The following is a 12,236-nucleotide window of genomic DNA, read 5'->3' as shown; positions in this document are numbered from 1 at the left end:
CGTCTTTTTTTACCTCAGTAGGTTAGCAGTAAAAACACCTAAAAAATCAACCGCTCTTTTCCGCTGTAAATGTTGCCTTTTCCTTCCCTGGCGAATCCAACCAAAGTGAGATTATGCGCTTCCGCCATTTTCACGGCTAAATCCGTTGCCGCAGAGATAGCAACGAGTAATTCAACCCCACTAGAAACCACTTTTTGTACCATTTCATAACTTGCCCGACTTGAGGCAATAATAAAACCTTGCGGTTTACCTGCTTTGATATACCATCCTATCAATTTATCCAGCGCCACATGGCGACCAACATCTTCCCGAATCGCAAGCAATTTACCTCGTAAATCAAAAAATGCGCAGGCATGCGTTGCCCCTGTTTGTTTGCCAAGTTGTTGATGGGTTTGTAAAGTAAAAAGACAACTATCCAATAAGTTAATATCTAGCTGAAAAGTGCGGTCCAATTTAGGAAAGTTTTTGTAAACTTGGTTAAGTTGTTCCGCCCCACAAATACCGCACCCCGTACGCCCGGTGAGATTACGGCGATGGGTCTTAAGAGCCATAAATTGACGACTGGAAAGCTCAATTTGCACTTCAATACCATTACATACTTCTATTACGTCAACCCCATAAATCTCCGAAGGGCTATTAATGATCCCTTCAGTTAAGGAAAACCCTAAAGCAAAATTCTCTAAATCTTGCGGAGAACACATCATCACCGCATGGGAAATACCGTTATAAACAAGCGAAACCGGGATTTCGACAGCAAGAAAATCATTTTTTGTTTGTAAAAGTGCGGTTGATTTTTCTGATATTTTTGGCTTTTTGAAAAAATTGACGGCTTGTTCTATAAATCCATTCATTGGTGACCTGACTATTGAATAATGTAAAACAAATGTTAATTCATTGCTAATTTCGTGATCTTGGTCACGCATTTTTGTGGATATAATGTATTTTGATTATAGATTTATCGCTAAAAAATCGGTATCCTACGCCCAACTTAAATTGCTGTTTTTCTATACGCAATTTAGTCTATTGGTTGTCGTTTATTCTAACGAAATCAGCTCAATTTTCTAGATGAATTTCTTTACTATCTAAAATATCTCAACAATCTTTTGTTGAAAGGAGTGATTATGCAGGTCTCAAGAAGAAAGTTCTTTAAGATCTGTGCAGGTGGTATGGCGGGCACTTCTGCTGCTATGTTAGGCTTTGCTCCGGCAAATGCGTTAGCGGCACCGCGTGAATATAAATTATTGCGCGCTTACGAATCCCGTAACACCTGTACATATTGTGCCGTCAGTTGCGGTATGTTGCTTTATAGTACAGGCAAGCCTCATACAGGCTTAAGTGGCTACACCGGTACAAATACTCGTTCAAAATTATTTCACCTTGAAGGCGACCCTGACCATCCAATTAGCCGTGGTGCGCTTTGTCCAAAAGGCGCTGGTGCCCTTGATTATATTAACAGTGAAAGCCGTGCTTTATACCCTCAATATCGTGCACCGGGTTCCGACAAATGGGAACGTCTCTCTTGGCAAGATGCCATCAAGCGCATTGCCCGCTTAATGAAAAATGACCGTGATGCCAACTTTGTTGAAACCGATGCAAGCGGGAAAACCGTCAACCGTTGGTCAACCACAGGAATTATGACCGCTTCCGCCATGAGCAATGAAGCTGCGTTACTGACGCAAAAATGGATTCGAATGCTCGGGATGGTGCCGGTCTGTAACCAAGCAAATACTTGACACGGACCAACGGTAGCAAGTCTTGCTCCATCATTTGGTCGCGGTGCCATGACAAATAACTGGGTTGACATCAAAAATGCCAATTTAATTCTCGTTCAAGGCGGTAACCCTGCCGAAGCCCACCCTGTCGGCTTCCGTTGGGCAATTGAAGCGAAGAAAAACGGTGCCAAAATCATCGTTATCGATCCACGCTTTAACCGTACAGCCTCTGTAGCTGATCTTCATGCGCCAATCCGTTCCGGTTCTGATATTGCGTTCTTAATGGGCGTGATTCGTTATTTATTGGAAAAAGATAAGATTCAGCACGAATATGTTAAACACTACACCAACGCCTCTTTCTTAGTCAACGAAGGCTTTAAATTTGAAGACGGCCTGTTCTCAGGCTACGATGCAGAAAAACGTAGCTATGACAAATCAACTTGGAATTATCAATTTGATGAGAATGGTCAGGCTAAGCGTGATATGACATTACAACACCCACGTTGTGTCATTAATGTCTTAAAAGAGCATGTTGCTCGTTACACCCCTGAAATGGTTGAACGTATTACCGGTGTAAAACAAAAACTGTTCTTAGAAATTTGTAAAGAAATCGGTGAAACCGCTAAGCCGGATAAAACCATGACGCATTTATATGCATTAGGTTTTACGGAACATACTATCGGTACACAAAATATCCGCTCAATGGCAATGATCCAGTTGCTATTAGGTAATATGGGGATGCCGGGCGGTGGTATTAACGCATTACGCGGACACTCAAATGTACAAGGTACGACCGATATGGGGTTATTACCTACCTCCCTACCGGGCTATATGCGTTTACCAAACGATAAAGACACCTCTTATGAGCAATATATCAATGCGATTACGCCAAAAGATATCGTTCCGGGTCAAATCAACTATTACCGTAATACCTCAAAATTCTTTGTGAGTATGATGAAAACCTTCTATGGTGATAAAGCAACCAAAGAAAATGGCTGGGGCTTTGATTTCTTACCGAAAACCGATCGTTTTTACGACCCGATCACTCATGTGAAATTAATGAATGACGGTCAAATGAACGGTTGGATTTTACAAGGCTTTAACGTATTAAACTCATTACCGAATAAGAACAAAACCCTTGCCGGTATGAGTAAGTTAAAATACTTAATCGTCCTTGATCCGCTTCAAACAGAAAGCTCTGAATTCTGGAAAAACTTTGGCGAATCAAATGATGTGAATCCTGCTGAGATTCAAACAGAAGTCTTCCGTTTACCAACCACCTGTTTTGCCGAAGAAGACGGTTCCATTTCCAACTCCGGCCGTTGGGCACAATGGCACTGGAAAGGTTGTGATCAACCGGGTGAAGCCTTACCGGATGTGGATATCCTTTCTATGATTCGTGAGGAAATGCACGAACTCTATAAAAAAGAGGGCGGCCGTGGTATTGAGTCTTTTGAAGCCATGACATGGAACTATGCCCAACCACATTCTCCAACAGCAGAAGAGTTGGCAAAAGAATTAAATGGTTATGCCCTTGAGGATCTTTATGATCCAAACGGTAATCTAATGTATAAAAAAGGTCAATTACTCAGCGGATTCGCTCACTTGCGTGATGACGGTACCACCACATCGGGTAACTGGATATATGTTGGTCAATGGACGGAAAAAGGTAACCAAACTGCCAATCGGGATAATTCAGACCCATCCGGTCTAGGCTGTACCGTGGGTTGGGGCTTTGCCTGGCCGGCAAACCGCCGCGTGCTTTATAGCCGTGCCTCTTTAGATATTAACGGCAATCCATGGGATAAACACCGTCAGCTAATCAAATGGAACGGTAAAAACTGGAACTGGTTTGATGTTGCCGACTATGGTACTCAACCGCCGGGTTCTGAAACCGGTCCGTTTATTATGTCTGCTGAAGGGGTTGGTCGCTTATTTGCTGTGGATAAAATCAACAATGGGCCAATGCCTGAGCATTATGAACCGGTTGAAAGCCCGATTGATACTAACCTACTCCATCCAAATGTGGTGGTGGATCCAACCGTGCGTATTTACCAAGAAGACCGTGAATTTATCGGTTCAAACAAAGAGTTCCCATTCGTGGCAACCACTTATCGTTTAACCGAGCATTTCCACAGTTGGACGGCACAATCTGCACTGAATATTATCGCTCAACCACAACAATTTGTGGAAATAGGTGAAAAATTAGCGGCAGAAAAAGGCATCCAGAAAGGCGATATGGTGAAAATTACCTCAAAACGGGGTTACATCAAGGCCGTTGCCGTGGTCACCAAACGTTTGAAAGAATTGGAAATTGACGGTAAAACCGTTCACCATGTGGGTATTCCAATTCACTGGAATATGAAAGCCTTGAATGGTAAAGGTCATCGTGGATTCGCCACTAATATTCTCACACCATCTTGGGGTGAAGCCAATACACAAACACCGGAATACAAAACATTCTTGGTCAACATTGAGAAAGCGGAGGTATAAACCATGAGTGTACAATCTCAAGATATTATTAAGATCTCCGCCACCTCTGGGCTGACACCGGCACCACAAGCACGAGATCATAAAGTTGAAGTGGCAAAACTGATTGATGTGTCTACCTGTATCGGCTGTAAAGCCTGTCAGGTGGGCTGTTCGGAGTGGAATGACATCCGTTCCGATGTCAACGCGCAATGTATCGGCGTTTATGACAACCCTGTTGATCTTAACGCCAAAGCATGGACAGTTATGCGCTTTAATGAAGTGGAAGAAAACGACCGTTTAGAATGGTTAATTCGTAAAGATGGCTGTATGCACTGTTCCGAACCGGGCTGTTTAAAAGCCTGTCCTGCACCTGGGGCGATCATTCAATACAAAAATGGTATTGTGGATTTCCAATCCGACAAATGTATCGGCTGTGGTTACTGTATTGCCGGTTGTCCGTTTAACATTCCTCGAATGAACCCGGATGACAACCGTGTGTACAAATGTACCCTTTGTGTTGATCGTGTTTCTGTCGGTCAAGAACCCGCCTGTGTTAAAACCTGTCCGACTGGTGCGATTCGTTTCGGTTCAAAAGAAGAAATGAAGATCTATGCGGAACAACGTGTGGCGGATCTGAAAGCCCGTGGCTATGAAAATGCCGGACTTTACGATCCACCGGGTGTGGGCGGTACACATGTTATGTATGTGCTACACCATGCAGACAGACCTGAGCTTTACCATGGTCTTCCTAAAGATCCGCAAATCGACCTTAGTATCACCTTGTGGAAAGATGTATTAAAACCGGTTGCCGCTGTAGCAATGGGGGGATTAGCCTTAGCGGAACTCGGTCATTACTTGGCGGTAGGCCCAAATGTTGAGACTGATGTCGAAGATCACCATGAAAAATTTGAAAACGAAGATAAACACGGAGGAAAACAAGATGAGTAAATTTGAAATTACTAACGATACTCGTATCGTGCGTCATCGAACTCCTGCGCGTTTCAGCCACTGGTTTTTGGTAATCTCATTCTTTATGACGATGTTCACCGGTGTAGCCTTCTTCTTCCCGGATTTTTCTTGGTTAACAGAAATTCTAGGAACCCCGCAGCTTGCTCGAGCAGTTCATCCATTCACAGGGCTTTTAATGTTTGTTGCCTTTATTTTCTTATGTTCTTTATATTGGCATCATAACATTCCTGAGAAAAATGATATTCGCTGGTTAAAGGGTATCGTTGAAGTACTCAAAGGTAATGAACACGAAGTTGCCTACAACGGAAAATACAACCTTGGTCAGAAAATGCTATTTTGGACATTGATTCTTGCCATGTTCACCTTGTTAGCAACCGGTATCATTATGTGGCGTCAATATTTTTCACACCACTTTTCTATTCCCGTACTGAGATTTGCGATTCTTCTTCACTCCGCCAGTGCCTTTATGCTCTTCACCGGTATCATGGTGCATATGTATATGGCATTCTGGGTGAAAGGATCGATTCGTGGTATCGTGGAAGGATGGGTTACCGTTCGCTGGGCGAAAAAACATCATCCGAAATGGTATCGTGAAGAAATTCTCCCTGAATTAAAAAAAGACGAAGAACGTGAAGCCAGAGGTGAAAAAACCAAAGCACTATTTAAACGTATTTCGGATTAAACTAAAACTTGTAAAAGTGCGGTTAAAAATGACCGCACTTTTTATTATCGTGGTTACTAAAGAGAAATTATGAGCATTAAAATCTTATCTGAATCAGAAATTAAACAACAAAAAAACCATTCTTACGAAGCACCGCCTATCCTCTTTGCCAATCCCAAAAATCTTTATCAACGCCGTGCAAAACGTTTAAGAGAACTTGCCAACGCCTACCCACTCTCGGACTATTTACTTTTTGCCGCTAACGTTGTTGAAGCCCAACTCAGCATATTAGAGAAAAATCCACTACCGAAACAAACGCTAGAAAATTTGACGGGCATTGAACCACTCAGTGGGAAAAACCTCAAGCGAAATAGCATTTGGCGTGAATATCTCAATGAAGTTTTGTATGAAATTAAACCAAAAGCGAATGAACAAGTTGCTGCAACCATTGATGTGCTGGAAAAAACCTCCAGTGCTGAACTTGAAGAAATGGCAACACATTTACTTTCGCAAACGTTCAATTTAGTCAGCTCGGATAAAGCCGTGTTTATTTGGGCTGCACTCTCACTTTACTGGCTCCAATTAACGCAACAAATTCCCCATCATAGCCGCCAGGAAAATGCGGAAAACCTACATCACTGTCCGGTTTGTGGCTCCTTGCCGGTATCCAGTATGGTGCATATTGGCACATCGCAAGGTTTACGTTATTTACATTGTTCATTATGTGAGAGTGAATGGAATCTTGTGCGTGCACAATGCACCAATTGTAACGGACACGATAAATTAGAAATGTGGTCGCTCGATGAAGAACTCGCCCTCATTCGTGCCGAAACTTGCGGCAGCTGTGAAAGCTATCTAAAAATGATGTTTCAGGAAAAAAATCCTAATGTGGAAGCCGTTGCCGATGATCTCGCCTCGATTTTCTTAGATGTAGAAATGGAAGAAAAAGGCTTTGCACGAAGCGGTCTTAATCCTTTTCTTTTTCCCTCGCAAGAGGCTTAGTAAAAATGGTCGTTATTTTCCGGTAACGACCGTTTTTACAAATAACACGCCATCACCACCGCATTTTCTCTTTTACCATTCGGTAAAGGATAATAGTTTTTGCGAATATCCACCTCATTAAACCCTTGCCTTTCATAGAGCTGACGGGCAGGGTTAGATTCTCTCACTTCAAGCCATAGGGCTTGGATCCCTCTTTTTTTAAGCTGTGCCATCAGAGCTTTTAAAAGATATGTGCCAAATCCTTTTCCTTGCATTGTAGGTGCAATGGCAATATTGAACAAGGTGGCTTCATCCAATACGGTTTGGCAAATGGCAAAGCCAATAATTCGGTTATTCTCAACCAATTTTAAGTTTAAATAACGTTCACCTTGATTATTTTTTAGCGTTCCCAAAGACCAAGGAATAAGATGTGCTTGTTGTTCAATCTCATATAAGCGATCAAAATCGCATTCTTCAATCGTTAAAATTTGAGCCATCATACTAAATTTGTTGGATTTGCTGCCAAAGTTCACGTTTTGCCTCGGGTGAGGTGAGAAAACGAGTGTAATCAGGAGAGCGATAAATTCGCTCTGCACACAAACAATAGGGCAAAGTGCGATCAATTTTTTCAGCATTTTCCGCTAATAACCAATACTGTATGGGGTGATTTAACGCAAGATGCTGAATTTGATCATAATTCAAACAAAGGCAATCTTCTTTTTTCAATGTCAGGCTTAACAGAACATCCGTCAATAAAGGCGACCGGTTCAAATTTTCATCCGATACCACAATAAGCCGGATATGTTCTGCCACGGCAATCCCAACCGCACCTTTCAACACGTCAGGGCGATACAATTGCCATTGGGTAATCCCCATTTCTTTTAAAAGAAGATTGCGTCTATCCATATGAAACGATTAACGGGAAATAGAATCAAACGGATAGTTCATCAAGCCTTGCACAATGGCTTTTTCTTCTACCTCAGTTGGTTTTTGTTGATAGGCTTTTAGGCTACGGAATGACACAATATTTTTCTCTTTATGAACTACGGCGATAAAACGTTGGAAATCTTTACCATTACACACATAGTAAGAAGATGTGCCATTGGTTAACGTTTGCAAATCGCACACCTTTTTATTGGCATCTAAATATTTCGAAATGAGGTTCGGTTCGTGAGCAAGATCTTTTAAATAAAAAGTTTCACTGGTAATTGATTTTCGATTTTTACGATCCACACTTGCTGCAAGGCTTAAAAAACGGGGTTCGTCCCCTTTCACCGCTTGTGTTTGTTTCACGTATTTTTCACCATTAAACTCAATTTCAATGCCCGCTTTTTTCACACGCTCAAATTGAGCATCTAATTTTTTCAATTGCTCAACTTGTTCCGGTGTCTCCTCTATTTTAGAAGGAGTTTGAGGCTTACCTTGCCATTGCTCAATTAATTGACACCCTGACAACAACATTGCCATCGTTGTCGCTAACACGATTTTTTTCATAAAACATTCCTTAATAGTAAAAATGGCACAACGCCATGAAATCATTTTTTATCGGTGCTATCTTTGCTAGAATAGCGCCCAATTTTAAACCAATCACTCACAGGATTCAAAGCGTGATTTCTCTTGAAAGCGAAGTTTTAGAACGCCATCTCCCCTTTTTCCGAGGTAAATCGGTTCTCCTTGCCGGTGGTATTAACGATCAATTTCCACAAAAACTCGTGCAACATAGCCAATCTGTTCAGGTTTGGACTTGCTATTTTGATTATGCCCGAAGCCAAAGTGCGGTCAATTTTTCCATCGAATTTCAAGGCAATGCTGATCTTATTGTTTACTATTGGACAAAAAACAAACAAGAAGTACAATTCCAACTTTTGCAACTTCTTGCCAATGCACAAGAGGAGCAAGAAATGCTCATTATCGGTGAAAACCGCTGCGGTGTGCGTTCGGTAGAAAAAATGCTTTCCCCTTTTGGAGATATTGCCAAAATTGATTCTGCACGCCGTTGCGGTTTATATCATTTTTCTCTGAAAAAACGACCGCACTTTTTACTCAATAGCTATTGGAAAACCTATCATCACCCTCAACTACAAGGCTTAACAATTCACAGCTTGCCGGGCGTATTCAGTGCCAATGAATTGGATGTGGGTACGGCACTTTTGCTTTCAACACTTAACCACCCAATTAAAGGTAAAGTACTTGATCTCGGTTGTGGGGTTGGGGTAATCGGTTCAATAATCAAAAAAACCAATCCTAAATCAGCTGTAATGATGACCGATATTCACGCCATGGCGTTGGAATCTGCCCGCAAAACCCTTGCGGAAAATCAATTGGAAGGCGAGGTTTTCGCCAGCGATGTGTTCTCTGATGTTGAAGGAAAATTTGACCTCATCATTTCCAATCCGCCCTTCCACGATGGGATTGATACTGCTTATCAAGCGGTAAAAACCCTGATTAGCCAAGCCAAGTGGCATCTCAATCAAGGGGGAGAATTGCGCATTGTCGCCAATGCGTTCCTGCCTTACCCTGATTTATTGCAACAACATTTTGGTGAATTTGAAGTATTGGCTCAAACCTCAAAATTCAAAGTTTACTCGGTAAAAAATTAATCCATGACGGAAAAAAATTATACGATTAAGGATATCGCCAAACTATGTCAAGTGGGAAAATCTACGGTTTCCCGCGTATTAAACCACGATCCCAAAGTCAGCGAAGAAACACGAAAAAAAATTCAAGCGGTCATTGACAGCGTTGGGTTCAAACCCAATCGTTCCGCCCGAGCAATGCGTGGCGTTCAAGAGCCCATAGTCGGTATTATCGTCTCAAAACTCAATTCAAGCGGTGAATCACAAACATTACGGGCAATGTTGACCGCACTTTATCGTCAAAAAATCACGCCCATCATTGTTGAAAGTCAATTTGACGAAAAACAAGTAGCACACCATCTCAATTTATTTAAGCAACGCCAAGTGGATAGCGTTGTTGTCTTCGGATTTTCTCCGCTTTCAGAAAAAATATTACAACAATGGCGAGGAAATATGGTGGTAATCGCCCGTTATTTTAAGAATATTTCTTGCGTTTATTATGATGATCAAGGTGCGATTTATGCGCTTATGGATAAACTTTACGCCCAAGGACATCGCCACATTGGTTATCTCGGCATACACGACCAAGACGAAACCACAGGACGATTGCGTACACAAAGCTATTTGAATTTCTGTCAGCAACACCGGCTCTCTCCCAATTTTGTCCTCACGGAATTGGATATTGACGCCGGCTATCAACATTGCGCTCGGCTAGCCCAACCATTTGATGCCCTGCTATGTGCCACCACCAGCCTTGCCGTTGGTGCAGTAAAGTATTTACAAGAGCAGCAATCAATGCGCCCTCTGGCTTATATCGGACAAAATCCCCTGCTAGAGCATTTCGTCCCTAATTTAATAAGCCTTAATTTCGGCTACGAACAAGCCGGAAACCGGGCTGTAGCGTTACTCCTTGAACAGATTCACGGAAACAAAACCGTACAACAACAGTTAATATCATTTCAGCTATCCTAGTTGTGATTCCTGAAAAATTATGCAACAAAAACATAATTATGCTCCGCCAACCATAATTTTGCATAAAAAGGAATAAAAAATGATCATATTAAAATCTGATCAGCGCTATTTTCCCCGTATAGAACACAAACTGACTTCGCTATCCATCCAATTAATTCCCCCCCAATTCCGTGATCTACCTCACATTTATTGATCTATCCCTCATTATTGGGAACGTTCCCATTTACTTTTAATTTCTAAAGCGTATAATCCGCAACAGTTTAATTTTTATACTAAAAAGAAGGTTTTTCTTATGGCAAAACAAAAAATTGATCCGCAAAATGTGGATAAGCTAATCCAACTGATTGGTGGAAAAGAAAATATTTCCGCTGTGACCCACTGTATTACCCGCTTGCGCTTTGTACTAAATGATGAAAGCAAGGCGGATAAAGCGGCAATTGATGAATTATCAATGGTCAAAGCGACTATTTCTACGGGCGGTCAGTTCCAAGTGGTGATTGGTCAGGAAGTGGGCGATTACTACAAAATTTTGCTCGAGAAAACAGGCTTGGCGAGTGTGGATAAAGAGCAAGTGAAAGCCACCGCAAGGCAAAATCAAAAATGGTATGAAAGCCTGATTTCCCATATGGCGGACATTTTTATTCCACTTCTCCCTGCGCTAATTAGTGGTGGTTTGATTCTCGGTTTCCGTAATGTGATTGGCGATATTGCGATGTTTGATGGCAAAACGCTAACCCAAATCAGCCCATTCTGGAGCAGTATGCACAGTTTCTTATGGTTGATTGGCGAAGCCATTTTCCATTTCTTACCGGTGGGAATTTGTTGGTCGATTGCCCGTAAAATGGGCACTTCGCCTATTTTAGGTATCGTCCTTGGGATTACCCTCGTTTCCCCACAACTGATGAATTCTTATGCTCTCGGCTCACAATTACCGGAAGCCTGGGATTTTGGTTGGTTCGCGATTGAAAAAGTGGGCTATCAGGCACAAGTGATCCCGGCAATTATGGCGGGCTTAACGCTCTCTTACATTGAACGTTTTATGACAAAAATCGTGCCGGATTTCTTAAATCTTATCATTGTCCCGGTCGTCTCCATCATTCTTGCGGTGTTCTTAGCCCATACTCTCATCGGACCTATCGGGCGTGAAATCGGCAATGGCGTGGCATTTGTCGTGAAATATGCAATGACAGGCGATTTTGCGCCAATTGGTGCAGCGTTATTCGGTTTCCTTTATGCACCGCTTGTGGTCACGGGCGTACATCAAACCTCGCTTGCCATTGATATGCAGATGATCCAAAGTATCGGCGGCACACCGGTATGGCCAATTATTGCGTTATCCAATATCGCACAAGCCTCGGCGGTAGTTGGGATTATCTATGTGAACAAAAGTGCACAATCTCGTGAGGTAGCGATTCCTGCGGCACTCTCCGCCTACTTAGGCGTAACCGAACCGGCAATGTATGGGATTAACCTCAAATATCGCTTCCCGATGTTATGTGCGATGATCGGTGCTGCCGTAGCCGGCTTAATCTGTGGCTTATCCGGCGTATTGGCAGGCAGTATCGGTGTTGGCGGCTTACCGGGGATTCTCTCGGTGCAACATCAATATTGGGGCATTTTCGCTCTCGCTATGCTCGCTGCAATGGTGATTCCATTTATACTTACCACAATTGTGTATAAACGTAAAGAGAAAGCGGGGACATTAGCGTAACGCTTGCAAAATCTTCCAGCTTTATGTAACTGTTGCACAAAAATAGAAATGTCAATGACATGTATGGACACACTGCGTGTGTCCATTATAAAATCAAATCATTTCAATAGGTTAAAATTCGCACACACGCAGTGTGTCCCTACAAGATAACAAAAAACAACGTTGTGCAACTGCTGCATAAT

General features: G+C 42.3%; 11 protein-coding genes. 7 read left to right on the top strand and 4 right to left on the bottom strand.

The window, feature by feature from the left end:
• Positions 1 to 38: 38 nt before the first annotated feature.
• Positions 39 to 851 (bottom strand): formate dehydrogenase accessory sulfurtransferase FdhD, encoded by an 813-nt coding sequence (gene fdhD, locus BKK50_RS00060; protein ID WP_077414086.1) that lies wholly within the window; start codon positions 849 to 851, stop codon positions 39 to 41.
• A gap of 270 nt (positions 852 to 1,121) precedes the next feature.
• Between fdhD and fdnG the strand changes: the two genes are divergently transcribed.
• From fdnG to fdhE, 4 genes are all read left to right on the top strand, one after another.
• On the top strand, positions 1,122 to 4,205 hold the full coding sequence (gene fdnG / locus BKK50_RS00050) for a formate dehydrogenase-N subunit alpha (protein ID WP_143529712.1): 3,084 nt from the start codon (positions 1,122 to 1,124) through the stop codon (positions 4,203 to 4,205).
• Positions 4,206 to 4,208: 3 nt separating this feature from the next.
• A complete protein-coding gene (gene fdxH / locus BKK50_RS00045) occupies positions 4,209 to 5,132 on the top strand; it encodes a formate dehydrogenase subunit beta (RefSeq protein ID WP_077414080.1) in 924 nt (307 codons plus the stop codon).
• Positions 5,125 to 5,835, top strand: coding sequence for a formate dehydrogenase subunit gamma (locus tag BKK50_RS00040; protein ID WP_077414078.1), 711 nt, complete (start codon positions 5,125 to 5,127; stop codon positions 5,833 to 5,835). The genes fdxH and BKK50_RS00040 overlap by 8 nt, the downstream gene beginning before the upstream one ends.
• A gap of 69 nt (positions 5,836 to 5,904) precedes the next feature.
• Positions 5,905 to 6,816, top strand: coding sequence for a formate dehydrogenase accessory protein FdhE (gene fdhE, locus BKK50_RS00035; RefSeq protein WP_077414076.1), 912 nt, complete (start codon positions 5,905 to 5,907; stop codon positions 6,814 to 6,816).
• Between the two features lie 35 nt (positions 6,817 to 6,851).
• On the opposite strand, the gene rimI is transcribed toward fdhE, so the two are convergent.
• From rimI to BKK50_RS00020, 3 genes are read right to left on the bottom strand one after another with little or no spacing between them, the layout of a single operon-like run.
• Positions 6,852 to 7,292 (bottom strand): ribosomal protein S18-alanine N-acetyltransferase, encoded by a 441-nt coding sequence (gene rimI / locus BKK50_RS00030; RefSeq protein WP_077414182.1) that lies wholly within the window; start codon positions 7,290 to 7,292, stop codon positions 6,852 to 6,854.
• A gap of 4 nt (positions 7,293 to 7,296) precedes the next feature.
• Positions 7,297 to 7,701: a DNA polymerase III subunit psi gene (locus BKK50_RS00025; protein WP_077414074.1), complete on the bottom strand. Its 405-nt coding sequence runs from the start codon at positions 7,699 to 7,701 to the stop codon at positions 7,297 to 7,299.
• Between the two features lie 9 nt (positions 7,702 to 7,710).
• Entirely contained in the window at positions 7,711 to 8,289 is a 579-nt protein-coding gene (locus tag BKK50_RS00020) for a hypothetical protein (protein WP_077414072.1), read from the bottom strand.
• A 113-nt stretch (positions 8,290 to 8,402) separates the two neighbouring features.
• On the opposite strand from BKK50_RS00020, the gene rsmC reads away from it, so the two are divergent.
• From rsmC to treB, 3 genes are all read left to right on the top strand, one after another.
• Complete coding sequence (rsmC, locus tag BKK50_RS00015; RefSeq protein WP_077414070.1) at positions 8,403 to 9,395, top strand: 16S rRNA (guanine(1207)-N(2))-methyltransferase RsmC; 993 nt, start codon at positions 8,403 to 8,405, stop codon at positions 9,393 to 9,395.
• Between the two features lie 3 nt (positions 9,396 to 9,398).
• Positions 9,399 to 10,343, top strand: a complete 945-nt coding sequence (locus tag BKK50_RS00010) for a LacI family DNA-binding transcriptional regulator (RefSeq protein WP_077414068.1) — start codon at positions 9,399 to 9,401, stop codon at positions 10,341 to 10,343.
• A gap of 292 nt (positions 10,344 to 10,635) precedes the next feature.
• Positions 10,636 to 12,054, top strand: coding sequence for a PTS trehalose transporter subunit IIBC (treB, locus tag BKK50_RS00005; RefSeq protein ID WP_077414066.1), 1,419 nt, complete (start codon positions 10,636 to 10,638; stop codon positions 12,052 to 12,054).
• Positions 12,055 to 12,236: the final 182 nt, after the last annotated feature.

The organism is Rodentibacter rarus (assembly GCF_001998965.1).
Classification (GTDB): Bacteria; Pseudomonadota; Gammaproteobacteria; order Enterobacterales; family Pasteurellaceae; genus Rodentibacter; species Rodentibacter rarus.
The sequence above is the reverse complement of the archived record's forward strand: the minus strand, read 5'-3'. Positions and strand labels throughout refer to the sequence as shown.